Source organism: Bradyrhizobium sp. MV1.5 (assembly GCF_055807615.1).
The window spans coordinates 73,325-89,719 of sequence record NZ_JBVVPL010000017.1; the positions used below are offsets into that span (position 1 = coordinate 73,325).

At 64.5% G+C, this 16,395-nt stretch carries 14 protein-coding genes; 8 read left to right on the forward strand and 6 right to left on the reverse strand.

All coding sequences use genetic code 11. The annotated features are described in order from the left end of the window. Positions 1-3: 3 nt before the first annotated feature. Positions 4-903, reverse strand: a complete 900-nt coding sequence (locus AC0L2J_RS18015) for a LysR substrate-binding domain-containing protein (RefSeq protein WP_007613849.1) — start codon at positions 901-903, stop codon at positions 4-6. Positions 904-1,104: 201 nt separating this feature from the next. Here AC0L2J_RS18015 and AC0L2J_RS18020 point away from each other — a divergent pair, with 201 nt between their 5' ends. Beyond that, complete coding sequence (locus tag AC0L2J_RS18020) at positions 1,105-1,902, forward strand: fumarylacetoacetate hydrolase family protein (RefSeq protein ID WP_473392630.1); 798 nt, start codon at positions 1,105-1,107, stop codon at positions 1,900-1,902. Between the two features lie 114 nt (positions 1,903-2,016). Here AC0L2J_RS18020 and AC0L2J_RS18025 read toward each other — a convergent pair whose 3' ends face one another. Then, complete coding sequence (locus AC0L2J_RS18025; protein ID WP_473392634.1) at positions 2,017-2,868, reverse strand: HpcH/HpaI aldolase/citrate lyase family protein; 852 nt, start codon at positions 2,866-2,868, stop codon at positions 2,017-2,019. Then, positions 2,868-3,371: a MaoC family dehydratase gene (locus tag AC0L2J_RS18030; RefSeq protein WP_473247834.1), complete on the reverse strand. Its 504-nt coding sequence runs from the start codon at positions 3,369-3,371 to the stop codon at positions 2,868-2,870. Before AC0L2J_RS18030 ends, AC0L2J_RS18025 begins: the two co-directional genes overlap by 1 nt. Before the next feature lie 178 nt (positions 3,372-3,549). Between AC0L2J_RS18030 and AC0L2J_RS18035 the strand changes: the two genes are divergently transcribed. Beyond that, positions 3,550-4,716 (forward strand): acyl-CoA dehydrogenase family protein, encoded by a 1,167-nt coding sequence (locus AC0L2J_RS18035; protein ID WP_063995098.1) that lies wholly within the window; start codon positions 3,550-3,552, stop codon positions 4,714-4,716. A 56-nt stretch (positions 4,717-4,772) separates the two neighbouring features. On the opposite strand, the gene AC0L2J_RS18040 is transcribed toward AC0L2J_RS18035, so the two are convergent. The 3 genes from AC0L2J_RS18040 to AC0L2J_RS18050 form a co-directional block, all read right to left on the reverse strand. Then, a complete protein-coding gene (locus AC0L2J_RS18040) occupies positions 4,773-6,359 on the reverse strand; it encodes an AMP-binding protein (RefSeq protein ID WP_473392638.1) in 1,587 nt (528 codons plus the stop codon). Positions 6,360-6,392: 33 nt separating this feature from the next. Continuing rightward, a complete protein-coding gene (upp, locus tag AC0L2J_RS18045) occupies positions 6,393-7,028 on the reverse strand; it encodes a uracil phosphoribosyltransferase (RefSeq protein ID WP_018454040.1) in 636 nt (211 codons plus the stop codon). A gap of 227 nt (positions 7,029-7,255) precedes the next feature. Further along, on the reverse strand, positions 7,256-7,723 hold the full coding sequence (locus AC0L2J_RS18050) for a hypothetical protein (protein ID WP_063995101.1): 468 nt from the start codon (positions 7,721-7,723) through the stop codon (positions 7,256-7,258). 418 nt (positions 7,724-8,141) lie between these two features. Between AC0L2J_RS18050 and AC0L2J_RS18055 the strand changes: the two genes are divergently transcribed. The 6 genes from AC0L2J_RS18055 to AC0L2J_RS18080 all read left to right on the forward strand — a co-directional run bounded on the left by AC0L2J_RS18055 (position 8,142) and on the right by AC0L2J_RS18080 (position 16,386). Beyond that, positions 8,142-8,231 (forward strand): K(+)-transporting ATPase subunit F, encoded by a 90-nt coding sequence (locus AC0L2J_RS18055; RefSeq protein ID WP_018454042.1) that lies wholly within the window; start codon positions 8,142-8,144, stop codon positions 8,229-8,231. A 111-nt stretch (positions 8,232-8,342) separates the two neighbouring features. Then, positions 8,343-10,046 carry a potassium-transporting ATPase subunit KdpA gene (gene kdpA / locus AC0L2J_RS18060; RefSeq protein WP_473392644.1) on the forward strand — a complete coding sequence of 568 codons (1,704 nt, stop codon included), beginning with the start codon at positions 8,343-8,345 and terminating at the stop codon, positions 10,044-10,046. Positions 10,047-10,111: 65 nt separating this feature from the next. Then, a complete protein-coding gene (kdpB, locus tag AC0L2J_RS18065) occupies positions 10,112-12,226 on the forward strand; it encodes a potassium-transporting ATPase subunit KdpB (protein WP_473392648.1) in 2,115 nt (704 codons plus the stop codon). A 110-nt stretch (positions 12,227-12,336) separates the two neighbouring features. Next, entirely contained in the window at positions 12,337-12,939 is a 603-nt protein-coding gene (locus tag AC0L2J_RS18070) for a K(+)-transporting ATPase subunit C (protein ID WP_473392651.1), read from the forward strand. 37 nt (positions 12,940-12,976) lie between these two features. Beyond that, a complete protein-coding gene (locus tag AC0L2J_RS18075; protein ID WP_473392654.1) occupies positions 12,977-15,700 on the forward strand; it encodes a DUF4118 domain-containing protein in 2,724 nt (907 codons plus the stop codon). Then, positions 15,697-16,386, forward strand: a complete 690-nt coding sequence (locus AC0L2J_RS18080; RefSeq protein WP_473392659.1) for a response regulator — start codon at positions 15,697-15,699, stop codon at positions 16,384-16,386. The genes AC0L2J_RS18075 and AC0L2J_RS18080 overlap by 4 nt, the downstream gene beginning before the upstream one ends. Positions 16,387-16,395: the final 9 nt, after the last annotated feature.

Sequence of the window (16,395 nt, forward strand, 5' to 3'; positions counted from 1 at the left end):
AGCTCAGGACAGCTCGATCGGCTCGCCGCGGCCGCTGAGCTCTTCGTCGAGGCGCAGATAGTGCGCGAGATAGTCGTGCAAGGCGGTCGCCGCCTTCGAGGTCGCGCCGCTCGACTTGTAGAGCAGCAGCTCGATCTTCGGCAGCGGCGGCAGGCCCTCGTTCGGGCCGATCTCGCGCATCGCCGGCACCAGCGCGCTGCGGCCGAGTACGGTCACGGCCATGCCGGCGAAGGCCGCGGCCTGAAGGCCGCCGACGCTTTCGCTGACGCAGGCGATGCGCCAGCGCAAATTCGCACGTTCCAGTGTGTCGATCGCGTAGTCGCGATAGATGTTGCCCGGCGGCAGCAGCGCCAGCGGAATGGGCCGTTCCTGGTGCGCGGCGGACTGCTCGCCGGTCATCCAGACCAGTTGCTCGCGTCGCACCACCTGGCCGCCCGTAAAATCGTTCATGCGGGTGACGAGCGCGATGTCGACATCGCCGCGCTTGACCAGGCCCACCAGCGGCGTCGAAAGCGCGCAATTGAGCTCGACCTGGACGCGGGGGAAGGATTTTCGGAACACGCTGAGGATCTGCGGCAGCATGAAGGCGGCATAGAGGTCGGGCGTGCCGAGCACGACCTGACCCTCGATCTCCTGCGACGCCAACTGCGAAATCAATTCGTCATGCAACCGCAGGATGGATTTGGCGTAGGTGAGAACCGTGGTGCCGTCCTCGCTCAGCGTCAGCCGGCGGCCGGCATGCTCGAACAATTGCTTCCCGGTCAGCTCCTCCAGCCGCTGCAATTGCAGGGTGATGGCCGGCTGGGTGCGGCCCAGCCGCCGCGCGGTCTCGGTGATGCTGCCGGTCTCGACCACGGAGATCAGCGACCGGAGCATGCGGATATCGAGGCTGATGAGGTTCATGCGGCGTCCATGTCGCCCAGAATTTATGCAAGTTCCATGCTAGGGCTAAAGAAAGCCGATTTGGAAGGCGCGGCTGCAGGCGGCCTGTTCTCGTCGGTTAGAGGACGTGCCGGTCCGGCATTGCTGGCATACTGAATATTGATTATCAGGCGGGTCGGCGCGCATGATGCGCCCAACGAACATAAAAAGGGAGCACAAAACATGAAAGAGATCTCACCAACGCGACGAGAGCTGCTCGCAATTGCCGCGGCGGCAAGTGCTGCCTCGATCGCGGAAGTTGCGCCGGCCGCGGCGCAGGCCGGGCCGAAGCCGATCTTTCCAGTGCCGATGGTCACCATCCCGATCGTCGGTGAAACCCAGGTGTTCCAGGTCCGCCGCATCTACTGCATTGGACGCAACTACGCGGCGCACGCGATCGAGCGCGGTTCGGACCCGAACCGCGAGCCGCCGTTCTTCTTCCAAAAGCCGACGGATGCAATCCAGAACGTCGCCGTGGGCGAGGTCGCCGATCATCCTTATCCGTCGCTGACCAAGAACTATCACCATGAGGTCGAGCTGGTCGCCGCGCTGAAGTCCGGCGGCTCCAACATTCCGGCCGAGAAGGCGCTCGACCATGTCTATGGTTACGCGCTCGGCCTCGACATGACCCGGCGCGATCTCCAGAACGGGATGGCTGCGGAGAAGAAGCCTTGGGAGATCGGCAAGAGCTTTGACCACGCCGCGGTAATCGGGCCGATCCACCCGGCCAGCAAGACCGGTCATTTCGACAAGGGCGCCATTTCGCTGGCGATCAATGGCACCGTCAAGCAGAGTTCGGATCTCAGCAAGATGATCTGGAACGTGGCCGAGCAGATCGCAAAACTGTCGGAAGCGTTCGAGCTGAAGGCCGGCGACATCATCTATTCCGGCACGCCGGAGAATGTCGGCCCGGTCGTGAAGGGCGACGTGCTCTTGTGCAAGCTCGACGGCTTGCCGGACATGTCGATCAAGATCGTCTAGCGGCAGTCTTTGCCTCTCACCGCCTGCGGAAAGTGAGGGGCGGGACGTTTTCGCTTCGCCACGACGATGCCGAGAGTGGCTTCGATCCCATCTGTCACAGCGCGGCGTCCTGATCTAGCTCTGGCCGAGGATCTTCTTCGCGGCGCGAAGATGTGGCTTGTCGATCATCTGGCCGTCGAGGCGCAGCGTGCCGGAGTTCGGATTGCGCGCGAACGCCGCGATCACCTTCTCCGCCCAATTGCGCTCCGCCTCGGTCGGCTCGAACGCCGCGTTGACCACGTCGACGTGCTTGGGATGGATCAGTGCTTTCGCCGAAAAACCGTCGCGCCGCGCCGCGCGCGTTTCCTGTTCGAGCCCCGCCAGATTGTCGATGTCGGTATAGACCGTGTCGATCGGCGCGACCTCGGCCGCGGCCGCCGCCATCAGGCAGAGATCGCGCGCCAGGCGATAAGGGCTGTGGAACACGCCGCCCGACGCCTTTTCAGTAGCGCCGAGCGAGGCCGAGAGATCCTCCGCGCCCCACATCAGGCCCGCGAGGCGAGGGGAGCAGCCCTTGTAGCTGCCGAGCCCGAAGATCGATCCTGCGGTTTCCGTCGCGACGCAGACGATGCGCGTTGAGCCGATGGCGACGCCAGCCGCAGCTTCCAAAGCTTCGAGCCAGGTCGCGACCTGCCGCACGTCGTCGCCGCCCTGCGATTTCGGCAGCACGATGCCGTCGGGCTTGCCTGGAATCACCGCGGCGAGGTCAGCGAGCGTCATGCCGGTGTCGAGCGCGTTGACGCGGACATAGAGCTGATGGGGCTTGTTGCGGCCTTTCAGCATCGCCAGCGTCAATCCGCGCGCCTCCGGCTTCTTGTCGGCGACGACGGAATCTTCGAGATCGATGATCAGCGCGTCGGCGTTGCCTTCGCTGGCCTTCTCGAATTTGCGCGGGGAGTCGCCCGGCACGAACAGCATCGAACGCATCAGACCGGCCTCTTGTGCATCATCGCCATGCGGCGGCATTTGCCGACGATCTCGTCGTTCTGGTTGAGAGCGTGGTGCTCGAACTCGACGATGCCCGCCTTGGGGCGCGATTTGGATTCCCGCAACGAAAGCACCTTCGTCGTCGCCCGCAGCGTGTCGCCATGGAAGACCGGTTTCGGAAAAGTGACGTCGGTCATGCCGAGATTGGCGACGGTGGTGCCCATGGTCGTATCATAGACCGTCATGCCGATCATGATCCCAAGAGTGTAAAGGCTGTTGAAAATGCGCTGGCCGAACTCGGTCTGGGCCGAAAAATGTGCGTCGATGTGCAGCGGCTGCGGATTGAGCGTCAGCAGGCTGAACAGGGTATTGTCCATCTCCGTGACGGTCCGGGTCAGCGGATGCCTGAATTCCTGGCCCACCGAAAACTCCTCGAAATAAAGTCCGGCCATCGCGGTTTCCTCCCTGCGAAATAACGGCGCGCCCGCATCCTCGCGCCGCATGACCCTATGCATGCTACACACAGTTGATGAGGAAATTCACGTATCTGTACCCTGTTTTTCAAGTTAAAGAACGCAAGCGAAGGCACGTTCGGGCGCGCCAATCTGCCGCCGCCTTCGAGTGGGAACGCGACGAGGGGGAGATTGCGCGGTCGCTTCTCCCAAGAAGGAGATCAAGAATATGGATTTCGCGCTCACCGCTCAGCAGGAAGCCATTCGCGACGCCGTCGCAAAGGTTTGCGAAGATTTTCCCGACGCCTATTGGCTGAAGAAGGACCACGACGGCGGCTTCCCGCACGACTTTCACAAGGCCATGGCGGACGCCGGCTGGCTCGGCATCTGCGTGCCGGAGGAATATGGCGGCTCCGGCCTCGGCATCACCGAGGCCGCGATCATGATGCGCGCCATCGCCGAATCCGGCGCCGGCATGTCGGGCGCCTCCGCGGTGCACATCAACGTGTTCGGTCTCAATCCCGTGGTCGTGTTCGGCACCGAGGAACAGCGCAAGCGCATGCTGCCGCCGATGGTCGAGGGCCGCGAGAAGGCGTGCTTTGCCGTTACCGAGCCCAACACCGGCCTCAACACCACCCAGCTCAAGACCCGTGCGGTGGCCAAGAACGACCGCTACATCGTCAACGGCCAGAAGGTGTGGATCTCGACCGCGCAGGTCGCGCACAAGATCCTGCTGCTGGCGCGCACCACGCCGCTGGAGGAGGTGCGCTCGCCGACGCATGGGTTGAGCCTGTTCTATACGGACTTCGATCGCAACAGGATCAAGGTCCACGAGATCGAGAAGATGGGCCGCAAAGTCGTAGATTCCAACGAGCTGTTCTTCGAGGATTTCGAGATCCCCATGGAAGACCGGATCGGCGAAGAAGGCAAAGGCTTCCAGTATATCCTCGAAGGCATGAACCCGGAGCGCATCCTGATCGCCGCGGAAGCCGTCGGCCTGGGCAAGCTCGCGTTGTCGCGCGCGACCGAATACGCCAAGACGCGCGTGGTGTTCAACCGGCCCATCGGCAAGAACCAGGGCATTCAGCATCCGCTGGCCGTAAACTGGGTTGAGCTCGAGGCGGCCTGGTTGATGGTGATGTCGGCGGCCTGGCAATACGACAGGGGCATGCCTTGCGGCGGCGCCGCCAATGCCGCGAAATACATTGCGGGTGAGGCCGGATATCATGCCTGCGAGCAGGCGGTGATGACCCATGGCGGCTTCGGCTATGCCAAGGAGTTCCACGTCGAGCGTTACTTGCGCGAAGTTCTGATCCCGCGCATCGCGCCGGTCAGCCCGCAGCTTGCGCTCAGCTTCATTGCGGAAAAGGTGCTTGGGCTGGCCAAGTCATACTAGGCTCGAGCGCCATCATTTGGCCGAGACGAATTCGCGCGCTATCCCAGTGCCCGTGCCTATTCCGCAGCGATCCGGTCCATCGCCATGGCCCGAAGCCGGGCGCGCTGGATCTTGACCCCGTTGGCGCTGTCGGTGACGGGGAAGGCTTCCACGACATAGATCCGCGCCGGGACCTTGTAGCCGGCGAGCCGCTCGCGCAGGCGCGTGATCAATGTTTCCTGCCGCGGCGGCTCGTGGGGGGATTCCTGGGCGGGGATCACGAAGGCAACGCAGCGGGCGTTTCCCTTCAGATCGACCGCGACGACCTGGGCGTCGGCCACACCAGCGCACGATTTCAGTTCGTCCTCGATCTCGCCGGGCGCAACCAGGAAGCCGCCGAGCCGCATGGCGTCGCCCGCGCGGGTCTCGTAGACGAAGGAGCCGTCGCCGCGCAGCCGGCCGATATCGCCGGTGCGGAAGAAGCCGTCCGCGGTGATGGCGTCGCGCGTCGCGTCGGGATTGTTGTAGTAGCCGAGGAAGCGTGACGGCGCATGGATCTCGATCTCGCCGGAGACGCCGCGAGCGGCGAGTTCGCCGGTCTCGGTGTCGCGCACACGGACCTTGGCCTCCGGCGACATCGGCCAGCCGCCGCCCTCGATGCGATCGGTGAAGGCGTCACTCGAGCGTGCGACCGAGAACAGCGCCTGCACCTCGCTCGAACCGTAGAGGCCGTGCAACGGCATGCCGCGCGTCTCGGCCTCCGCGGCGAGCTCGCGCCAGCCGGGCTGGAACGCGGCAAAGCCGCAGATTTCGAGGAGCGGAAACGGATGCGGCGCGTCGGTGAGGGCGAGGATGCGGCGGAACATTTCATCCGAGCCAAAGGCGTGCGTGATCCCGTACTCGCCGAGAATCTTCAGCGCCGGCGCGGCCTCGAAGCCGTCGAGCGCATGGACAGTCGCGCCCGCTGCGACGAAGCCGAGCAGGCTCGTCATGCCAAAGGTGCCGCAGAACGGCAGCATGGCCAGCAGCGAATGGCGCTGCGGCGAGAGTTTTAGCGCCTTGGCAACGGAGACGGCATGGCTCGCCAGCGTTCGCTGCGAATGCGCGACAAGCTTCGGTCCCTTGGTGGTGCCCGAGGTCGTGTAGAGCAACAAAGGCAGATCGACGTCCTCCTCCACCGGCGAAGCCGGCGGATAGGGTTTGTCGAGGGCGTAGAAGCGCACACATGGCCATTGGGCGGGAATCTCATCCGCGCCGACCACCGCGAGCTCTCGCAGCGCAGGCACCTCGTTCTTGGCGACGTCGGCGAGAATAGCGGCAAAGTCGATCGAGCGGAACGCGGCTTCAATCACCATCAGCCTGGCGCCGGACAGCTTCAGGAGATGCGCGACCTCCGCGCTGCGGTAGCGCGTATTGACGGCGGCGACGATTGCCCCAAGCCGGGCGGCGGCGAACAGCAGCGCGATCCATTCGATCCGGTTGACCAGCCAGACCGCGACGACGTCGCCCTTGCCGATACCGCGCGCGGCAAGCCAGGCGGCGGTCTGCTCGATCTTTTCCGAGAATTCCGCGCGCGAGACCGGCGTGCCGTCGAACACGAAGGCCGGATCGGCGGCGGCCTCGGTCCGGATCAGCGATTGCAGCGAAAATTCATTGGCGCTCATGGCAACCGGACTAACCCGATCGCGCGAACCTGTCTACTTGGTGCCGAACATCCGGTCGCCGGCGTCGCCCAGGCCCGGCACGATGTAGCCGTGGTCGTTCAGCCGCTCGTCGATCGCGGCGGTCCAGACCGGCACGTCCGGATGCTCGCTCTGGAACTGTGCGATGCCTTCAGGCGCGGCTAGAAGGCAGACGAAGCGAATATCGCGGGCGCCGCGCGCCTTCAGCAGCGAGGCGCCGGCGCAGGCCGAGTTGCCGGTCGCCAGCATCGGGTCCATCAGGATCACGGTGCGGTCCGACAGGTCCTGCGGCGCCTTGAAGTAATATTCCACGGCCTGCAACGTATCAGGATCGCGGTAGAGCCCGATATGGGCAATGCGCGCCGAGGGCATCAGCGCCAGCATGCCGTCGAGGAAGCCGACGCCGGCGCGCAGGATCGGCGCCAGCGTGAGCTTCTTGCCGGCGATCTTGGGCGCCCGCATCGGCGCAATCGGCGTCTCGATCTCGACCAGCTCCAGCGGCAGGTCGCGCGTCACCTCGTAGCCGAGCAGCATCCCGATCTCGTTCAGGATCTCGCGAAAGCTCTTGGTCGAGCGGTCCTTCTCCCGCATCAGGGAGAGCTTGTGCTGGACCAGGGGATGGGCGACCACGTTGACGTTGCTGATGCTCATGAAACCGATCTACACGGTTCCGTGAAATTGCGCCAGATCGGCCGCGTTTTTTTGGCCACGCCCTCTCCGAGGGGATACGCGGCCTCAACCGGGCATCGTGACCGCGCTGCGGAGCCGGTTGCTCGCCTCCTAGGCAGCCATGATCAATTCGCGATCGACGGGCCTGAGGGCTACGCTCCGAGCCCTCGCGCCACGAGCGTAATGACGAGCGTCAGGACCGCGCTCCACTAGCCGCAGTTCTCGCAGCCGACCGGCTCATAGAGCGAGTCAGGCGCGGGACGAACAGTGGGAACGCTCGGACGCGAAACGGCAAGGGCCAATGTCTCGACCTCGATGAAGGCCGACAGCAGCGCGAGCGCAAGATCGGCGTGGCGCGCCTCGACAGCGGCGTCGAGCCAGTCCGGCAATTCGCGCTCGCGCGACAGCGCGCAGTGCCATTCGCCCTCGTCATAGGCGATGCGCCGGACTTGCCATAGCGGCAGCTCCAGCTCTATCAGCGCCAGCGCCGCATCGGTCCATGCCTCGACATCGATCAGGCGCGTGATGCGCGTGGTGCGGTTGTTCTGGCCGAGCGTAGGGAAGCGGCGGCAGGCGTGCGCGATGATGTCCAGCATCAACGGTCGGGTCATCGCCTGAGTGTTGCGCAAGCGGTCATTGAGTGACGGCGGTTCGTGGTGTCGGCGTGCGGCGGTCATGTCAGGCCTCCTGGAATTGGCGTCGGTCAGTCGGCCGGCCTCTCCAGGATGGCCAAAACGGCATTTGAAAACGAGATGGGGACGGGGCGGGAGATATAGGGATTTCATAAGTGTGGGCACCGGGCCGCCGCCGGCCTTTTATGAGATTCCTATAACTTCGCCACAACCCTCGTCTCGAAAACCTATGCCCGCGGTGGCACTTCAGCCCGGTCAAAAGTCCCGGTAGGCGCCGTGGAAATGCATCGGCATTTCCTTTCGCGCGCCGACCGGGTCTCCCGAGAAACGGTTGCGCCGAAATCAAGGGCGCAACGAGGAGCAATCCCATGATGGACATTCTGATGCTGGCGCTGGGCTTCGGCTTCTTCGCCCTTGCGATCGGTTACACCTACGCCTGCGAACGGCTCTGAGGGAACGGACCATGATCTTCGATTATTCGCTCGCCGGTGCCGTTTCGCTCGGCCTCCTGTTCTACCTCACTTACGCGCTGCTGCGGCCCGAGCGATTCTGACCGTGCTCCTGCTTCTCAAACTCCTGCTGGCGGACGCCGCGCTCGTCGCCTGCCTGCTTGCACTGCTCCTGCCGCTCCTGCGCAGGACACAAGTCCTAAAGGGTTAAATCCATGACCATGATCGGTTGGCTCCAGATCATCCTATACTGCGTCATCATCGTTGCGCTGACAAAGCCGCTCGGCTGGTACATGACGCGCGTGTTCAACGGCGAGCGAACCTTCCTGTCGCCGGTGCTACGTCCGATCGAGGCCGGCATCTATTGGTTCTCCGGCGTCGACGAGAAGCGCGAGCAGCATTGGCTCACTTATACGGTCGCCATGCTGCTGTTCCATGTCGGTGGCTTCCTCATCATCTACGGCGTGATGCGGCTGCAGGATGTACTGCCGTTCAATCCGGCCGGGCAGTCGGCGGTCGCCGCGGATTTGTCCTTTAACACCGCGATCTCCTTCATCACCAACACCAACTGGCAGAACTACGGCGGTGAGAGCACGATCTCCTATCTCGTGCAGATGCTCGGCCTGACGCACCAGAACTTCCTGTCGGCGGCGACCGGCATCGCGCTCGCGGTGGCGCTGATCCGCGGCTTCTCGCGCGCCTCGATGCGCACGGTCGGAAATTTCTGGGTCGACGTCACGCGCTGTACGCTCTACGTGCTGCTGCCCATCTGTATCGTCTACACGCTGTTCCTGGTATCGCAGGGCATGCCACAGACGCTCGGTGACTATGTCGAGGCCACCACGCTCGAGGGTGCCAAGCAGACCATCGCGGTCGGCCCGGTCGCCTCGCAGGTCGCGATCAAGATGCTCGGCACCAATGGCGGCGGCTTCTTCAATGCTAACGCCGCGCACCCCTTCGAGAACCCGACTGCGCTGTCGAACTTCGTGCAGATGCTGTCGATCTTCACGCTTGGCGCCGCGCTCACAAACGTGTTCGGTCGTATGGTCGGCAACCAGCGCCAGGGCTGGGCAATCCTGTCCGTGATGGGCGTGCTGTTCCTCGCTGGTGTCGCCATCACCTATTGGGCGGAGGCCAACGGTACTTCGACCCTGCATGCGCTCGGCCTGACCGGCGGCAACATGGAAGGCAAGGAGGTTCGCTTCGGCATCGTCGCGTCCTCCCTGTTCGCCGTGATCACGACGGCCGCCTCCTGCGGCGCCGTCAACGCCATGCATGACAGCTTCACCGCGCTCGGCGGCATGATTCCGCTGATCAACATCGAGCTCGGCGAAATCATTGTCGGCGGCGTCGGCGCCGGCATGTACGGCATGCTGCTGTTCGTCATCCTCGCGATCTTCGTGGCGGGCCTGATGGTCGGTCGCACGCCGGAATATGTCGGCAAGAAGATCGAAGCGCGCGAGGTCAAGATGGCAATGCTGGCCATCCTGGTGCTGCCGCTGATGATCCTCGGCTGGACGGCGGTCGGTGTGGTCTATCCGGCGGCGGTTGCCTCGATGGCGAATGCCGGGCCGCATGGCTTCACCGAGGTGCTCTACGCCTTCACCTCGGCGACCGGCAACAACGGCTCGGCCTTCGCGGGCCTCACGGGCAATACCTTCTTCTACAACCTTACGCTTGCAAGCGCGATGTTCGTCGGCCGCTTCTTCATGATCATCCCGGCGATGGCCATTGCGGGTTCGCTGGCCGCCAAGAAATCGATCCCGCCGTCCGCGGGCACCCTCCCGACCACCGGCGGGCTGTTTGTCGGCCTGGTCGTCGGCGTGATCCTGATCATCGGCGGCCTGACCTTCTTCCCGGCCCTCGCCCTCGGCCCCATCGTCGAGCATCTCGCGATGAACGCCGGCCAAGTGTTCTGAATAGCAAGTGTTCTGAACAGCAAGTGTTCTGATCGACAGCCTTCTGATTGTTTGGAGTGACCTCCATGGATACCATGAAACTGCAAAAACGCGCGTCCGTCTCGGCGATGCTCGATCCCAAGATCGTCGTGCCTGCGATCCGCGCGTCCTTCACCAAGCTCGATCCGCGCTTGATGATCAAGAATCCCGTGATGTTTGTGGTCGAGGTCGTGGCCGCGCTCACCACTGTGATCTTTCTGCGCGATCTCCTCACGGGCGGCGGGAATCTCGGCTTCACCTTCCAGATCATCGTCTGGCTCTGGTTCACGGTGCTGTTTGCCAATCTTGCCGAAGCGGTGGCCGAAGGCCGCGGCAAGGCGCAGGCGGAATCGCTGCGCAAGACCCGCACCGAGAGCCAGGCCAAGCTGCTGACCGGCGCCGGCCTGGCCTTCAATCTCGTGCCGGGCACCAGCCTCAAGGTCGGCGATATCGTGCTGGTCGAGGCCGGCGATACCATTCCCTCCGATGGCGAGGTGATCGAGGGCGTCGCGTCCGTCAACGAGGCCGCCATCACCGGCGAGTCCGCGCCCGTGATCCGTGAGTCCGGCGGTGACCGCTCAGCGGTGACCGGGGGCACCCAGGTGCTGTCCGACTGGATTCGCGTGCGGATCACGGCAGCGCAGGGCTCGACCTTCATCGACCGCATGATCAAGCTGGTCGAGGGCGCCGAGCGGGCCAAGACCCCGAACGAGATCGCGCTCAACATTCTGCTGGCCGGCCTCACCATCATCTTCGTGTTCGCCACCGTCACCATCCCGAGCTACGCGGCCTATGCCGGCGGCTCGATCTCGGTGGTCGTGCTGGTCGCGCTGTTCGTGACGTTGATCCCGACCACGATCGGCGCGCTGCTGTCGGCGATCGGCATCGCCGGCATGGACCGTCTGGTGCGGTTCAACGTGCTGGCGATGTCCGGTCGCGCCGTCGAGGCGGCCGGTGACGTTGACACGCTGCTGCTCGACAAGACCGGAACGATCACGCTCGGCAACCGCCAGGCGACCTCCTTCCGCCCGGTGCGCGGGGTCACTGAGCAGGAGCTCGCGGACGCGGCCCAACTCGCCTCGCTCGCCGACGAGACCCCGGAGGGCCGTTCGATCGTCGTGCTGGCCAAGGAGAAATACGGCATCCGTGGCCGCGACATGGCCGAGTTGGGAGCCACCTTCATCCCGTTCACGGCGCAGACCCGCATGAGCGGCGTCGATGCCGGCGGCTCGTCGGTTCGCAAGGGCGCGGTCGATGCGATCCTCAACTATGTCGGTGGCGGTGCACCGCTGGTGGTCGCCTCTGGCAACACGGCTCGTTCCATTCAGCCCGCCGGGCTCTCGGACATCGGCCGCGAGATTCAGAACATTGCCGACGACATATCGAAGGCCGGCGGCACGCCACTGGCGGTCGCTAGGGACAGCAAGCTGCTCGGCGTCATCCAGCTCAAGGACATCGTCAAGGGCGGCATCCGCGAGCGCTTTGCCGAGCTGCGGCGCATGGGCATCCGCACCGTCATGATTACCGGCGACAATCCGATGACGGCCGCCGCGATCGCAGCGGAGGCCGGCGTCGACGACTTCCTGGCGCAGGCAACCCCCGAGGACAAGCTCAAGCTGATCCGCGACGAGCAGGCCAAGGGCAAGCTGGTAGCCATGTGCGGCGACGGGACCAACGACGCGCCAGCGCTGGCGCAGGCAGACGTCGGTGTCGCCATGAACACGGGCACACAGGCTGCCCGCGAGGCGGGCAACATGGTCGATCTCGACTCCAACCCGACCAAGCTGATCGAGGTGGTCGAGATCGGCAAGCAGCTGCTGATGACGCGCGGCGCGCTGACCACATTCTCGATCGCCAACGACGTCGCGAAGTATTTCGCGATCATCCCGGCGATGTTCCTGGCGTTCTACCCCCAGCTCAATGTGCTCAACGTCATGAACCTGTCGAGCCCGCGGAGCGCCATCCTGTCCGCGATCATCTTCAACGCGCTTGTTATCATCGCGCTGATCCCGCTGGCGCTGAAGGGCGTCGCCTATCGCGCGGTCGGCGCCGGCGCACTGCTCCGGCGCAACCTGCTGATCTACGGCCTCGGCGGCATCGTCATTCCCTTCATCGGCATCAAGGCGATCGACCTCGTGGTCGTTGCCTTGCACCTGGCTTAACCCCGTCATTGCGAGCGAAGCGAAGCAATCCGGAATTCTTGCCACGGCTGAGAGACTGGATTGCTTCGTCGCTTCGCTCCTCGCAATGACGAAAAAAATAGGAGAAACACATGCTCAGAGAAATCCGTCCCGCCATCGTCCTGCTGCTGATGCTCACAGCCATCACCGGACTTGCCTATCCGCTGGCGATGACCGCTATTGCCGGCGCGATCTTCCCGGCGCAGGCGCAGGGCAGCCTGATCGAGAAGGGCGGCAAGGTGGTCGGCTCCGCCCTGATCGGGCAGGAGTTCAAGGACGACAAATATTTCCACGGCCGTCCCTCGGCGACGGTAGCGCCGGACCCGAACGATTCGACCAAGACGGTGCCGGCACCCTACAACGCGGCCAATTCGGGCGGCTCCAATCTCGGTCCCACCAGCAAGGCGCTGGCCGACCGGCTGAAGGAAGATGTGGACAAGCTCAAGGGCGAGAACCCGAATGCCGCCGTGCCGGTCGACCTCGTGACGACGTCGGCCAGCGGCCTCGATCCGGACATCTCGCCGGATGCGGCGCAATTCCAGGTGCCGCGCATAGCGAAGGCGCGAAACGTGCCGGAGGATCAAGTCAAGCAGCTGGTGGCCTCCAACATTCAGGGCCGCCTGCTTGGCCTGATCGGCGAGCCCCGGGTCAACGTGCTGGCTCTGAATCTCGCACTCGATCGTGCCACGAAGTAGTCTAGGCTAGGTCCGCGCGGATGATTATATTGATTTGATGGTCCGAGAGCGCCGCGATCCCGAACAACGTCCTTCGCCCGAGGCGCTGCTGGAAGCCGCGCGCCGGGAGGAGGGCGTGAGCGGCAAGCTGAAGATCTTCGTCGGCGCCGCTCCCGGGGTCGGCAAGACCTACGAGATGCTGCAAAGCGCCCACGCCAAGCGCAAGGCCGGCATCGACGTCGTGGTCGGCTTCGTCGAGACCCATGGCCGCGCCGAGACCGAGGCACTGGTGCGCGGGCTGGAAGTGATCCCGCGCAAGAAGCTCGATTACCGCGGCCAGATTGTCGAGGACATGGACCTCGACGCCGTGATTGCGCGCCGGCCGAAAATCGCGCTGGTCGACGAGCTCGCCCACACCAATGCCGCCGGCAGCCGCCATCCAAAACGCTATCTCGATGTCGAAGAACTGCTGTCCCACGGCATCGACGTCTACACCGCCGTCAATATCCAGCACATCGAGAGCCTGAACGACGTCGTCGCGCAGATCACCCATGTCCGGGTGCGAGAGACCGTGCCGGATTCGGTGTTCGACCGCGCAGACGCCATCGAGCTGATCGACCTCACGCCCGACGACCTGATCCAGCGGCTGAAAGAGGGCAAGGTCTATGTCTCCAGGCAGGCCGAGCGGGCGCTGGAGCATTATTTCTCGCCGGGCAACTTGACCGCGCTGCGCGAACTCGCCCTGCGGCGCACCGCCGAACGGGTCGACGAGCAGCTGCTCACCCACATGCAGGCGAACGCGATCGCCGGTCCCTGGGCAGCGGGCGAGCGCATCCTCGTCTGCGTCAGCGAAGATCCGCGAGCGGCCGGGCTCGTGCGCTATACCAAGCGCCTGGCCGACCGGCTGCATGCGCCGTTCACTGCGATCTCGATCGAGACGCGGCGCTCGCTCCAACTCTCAGACGAGGCGCGAGACCAGCTCGTCGACACGCTGCGGCTTGCCGAAGCGCTCGGCGGCGAGGCGCTGACCATTCCGGCTGTCGGCCGCCGCATCGCCGACGACGTCATCAACTTCGCGCAAGGCAACAATGTCACCCAGATCGTGATCGGCAAGTCGACGCGCTCGCGCTGGTTCGAGATGACGCGCGGCTCCGTCGTGCATGATCTGGTGGGCCGCGCCGGCAATATCAGCATTCACGTCATTCCGGGCGACGAGTTGTCCGGCGAGCCCGCGCCGAAGACGTCGGTGCAGACCGCTGCACGCTCGGAACCGTTCAATCCGCTGCCCTATCTGAAGGCGCTCGGCATCGTTCTGGTCGGCCTCGGCGCCGCCGAGCTGATTCAGCCGAGATTCGGCATCGAGAACGTGGACCTCGTGCTGCTGACGGCTGTGGTGGCGGTCGCTGTGCGGTATGGACTGTGGCCGTCGCTGCTCGCGACCGTCGCGGCCTCGCTCTCCTACAATTTCTTCTTCATCCCGCCGATCTACACCTTCACGATCACCGATCCGACCAACGTCGCCGCCTTCGTCCTGTTTACGGTGGTTGCGATGATCGTCTCGAATGTCGCAGCGCGGGTGCGCACCCAGGCCGACACCGCGATCGGGCGCATCAGGACCACCGAGCAGCTGTATGCGTTCAGCCGCAAGCTTGCGGGGACCGGCACGCTCGACGACGTGCTGTGGGCGACCGCTTACCAGACCGCGCTGATGCTCAAGGTCCGCGTCGTGCTCTTGCTGCCGGAAGACGGCCTGTTGACGGTGAAGTCGGGCTATCCCCCCGAGGACGATCTCGATCAGGCCGACCTTGCCGCCGCCAACTGGGCCTGGACCAATGACCGCCCTGCAGGCCGTGGCTCGGATACGCTGCCGGGCGCAAAACGGCTGTTCCTGCCGATGCGCACCGGGCGCGGCCCGATCGGCGTCATCGGCATCGACAACGACCGCACCGGTCCGCTGCTGACTCCGGACCAGCGTCGCCTGCTCGACGCGCTGGTCGACCAGGGCGCGCTGGCGATCGAGCGCGTGCTGCTGGTCGAGGACGTCGATCGCGTCAAGCGCACCGTGGAATCCGAGCGGCTGCGATCCGCATTGCTGACCTCGATTTCACACGACCTGAAGACGCCGCTCGCATCCGTGCTGGGTGCGGCCTCGACCATGCGCGATCTCGCCAGCGCGCTCTCCGACACCGAGAAGCGCGACCTGCTCGCCACCGTGATCGACGAATCCGAACGGCTCAACCGCTTCATCGCCAATCTGCTCGACATGACCAAGCTCGAATCCGGCGCCATCGTGCCCAACGCTGCGTTGCACGATCTTGGAGAAATCGTCGGCAGCGCGCTCCGCCGTGCAGCCAAGATCCTCACCGCCCACAAGGTGGAGTTGGAGTTGGCCGCAGACCTTCCTATGCTCCAGCTCGATGCGGTGCTGTTCGAGCAGGTGCTGTTCAACCTGCTCGACAACGCCGCTAAATATTCGCCCCCCCACGCGACGGTCTCGATTCGCAGCCGGCGCGACAGCGATCATGTGGTGCTCCAGATTGCGGACGAGGGCGACGGCATTCCGTCCGAGGAGCTCGAGAGCGTGTTCGACAAGTTTTATCGCGTGCAGAAGGGTGACCATGTTCGTCCCGGCACCGGGCTCGGGCTCGCCATCTCCCGCGGCTTCGTCGAGGCGATGCGTGGCACGATCTCGGCCGCGAATCGCAGCGACCGGAGCGGCGCGGTACTGACCATCCGCCTGCCCATTCCGGCCCGGACCCACGCATTGGATACCGCCGCATGAGCGCCGCCGCGATCAAAGTGCTGGTCATCGACGACGAGCCGCCGATCCGCAAATTGCTGCGGATGGGGCTCTCGACCCAAGGCTATGAGATCCTGGAGGCGTCCAACGGCAAGACCGCGCTGGAGAAGCTCAGCGAGGATCCCGCGCTGATCATCCTCGATCTCGGCCTGCCCGACATCCAGGGCCATGAGCTGCTGCGCACCATCCGCGCTCGCAATGAAGCTGTGCCGATCGTGGTGCTGTCGAGCCGCGGCGACGAGGCCGGCAAGGTGCAGGCGCTCGATCTCGGGGCCGACGATTACCTGACAAAGCCGTTCGGCATGGACGAGCTGCTGGCGCGCCTGCGCGCCGCGCTGCGGCACCAGCTTCAGATCCAGGGCGAGCGCCCGGTGTTTCGTGCCGGCGATCTCTCGGTCGATCTGGTGCGCCGGATCGTCAAGGTCGGCGAGCGCGACATCAAACTGTCGCCGAAGGAATATGACCTCCTGCGCGTGCTGGTGCAGCACGCCGGCAAGGTGCTCACCCACCGCTTTCTACTGAGGGAGCTCTGGGACGAGTTGACCGACGCGCAATATCTGCGCGTCTATGTCCGCCAGCTCCGGCAGAAGATCGAAGCCGATCCGGAACGGCCGCAATATGTGCTGACGGAGACGGGGATCGGGTACCGGCTGAAGGCGGGGGACTAGCTCTCGATC

Bases quoted from the DNA above. Each gene is read 5' to 3' on its own strand.
- AC0L2J_RS18015 (WP_007613849.1), bottom strand. From the start codon at position 903: ATGAACCTCATCAGCCTCGATATCCGCATGCTCCGGTCGCTGATCTCC.
- AC0L2J_RS18020 (WP_473392630.1), top strand. From the start codon at position 1,105: ATGAAAGAGATCTCACCAACGCGACGAGAGCTGCTCGCAATTGCCGCG.
- AC0L2J_RS18025 (WP_473392634.1), bottom strand. From the start codon at position 2,868: ATGCGTTCGATGCTGTTCGTGCCGGGCGACTCCCCGCGCAAATTCGAG.
- AC0L2J_RS18030 (WP_473247834.1), bottom strand. From the start codon at position 3,371: ATGCGGCGCGAGGATGCGGGCGCGCCGTTATTTCGCAGGGAGGAAACC.
- AC0L2J_RS18035 (WP_063995098.1), top strand. From the start codon at position 3,550: ATGGATTTCGCGCTCACCGCTCAGCAGGAAGCCATTCGCGACGCCGTC.
- AC0L2J_RS18040 (WP_473392638.1), bottom strand. From the start codon at position 6,359: ATGAGCGCCAATGAATTTTCGCTGCAATCGCTGATCCGGACCGAGGCC.
- upp (WP_018454040.1), bottom strand. From the start codon at position 7,028: ATGAGCATCAGCAACGTCAACGTGGTCGCCCATCCCCTGGTCCAGCAC.
- AC0L2J_RS18050 (WP_063995101.1), bottom strand. From the start codon at position 7,723: ATGACCGCCGCACGCCGACACCACGAACCGCCGTCACTCAATGACCGC.
- AC0L2J_RS18055 (WP_018454042.1), top strand. From the start codon at position 8,142: ATGATCTTCGATTATTCGCTCGCCGGTGCCGTTTCGCTCGGCCTCCTG.
- kdpA (WP_473392644.1), top strand. From the start codon at position 8,343: ATGACCATGATCGGTTGGCTCCAGATCATCCTATACTGCGTCATCATC.
- kdpB (WP_473392648.1), top strand. From the start codon at position 10,112: ATGGATACCATGAAACTGCAAAAACGCGCGTCCGTCTCGGCGATGCTC.
- AC0L2J_RS18070 (WP_473392651.1), top strand. From the start codon at position 12,337: ATGCTCAGAGAAATCCGTCCCGCCATCGTCCTGCTGCTGATGCTCACA.
- AC0L2J_RS18075 (WP_473392654.1), top strand. From the start codon at position 12,977: ATGGTCCGAGAGCGCCGCGATCCCGAACAACGTCCTTCGCCCGAGGCG.
- AC0L2J_RS18080 (WP_473392659.1), top strand. From the start codon at position 15,697: ATGAGCGCCGCCGCGATCAAAGTGCTGGTCATCGACGACGAGCCGCCG.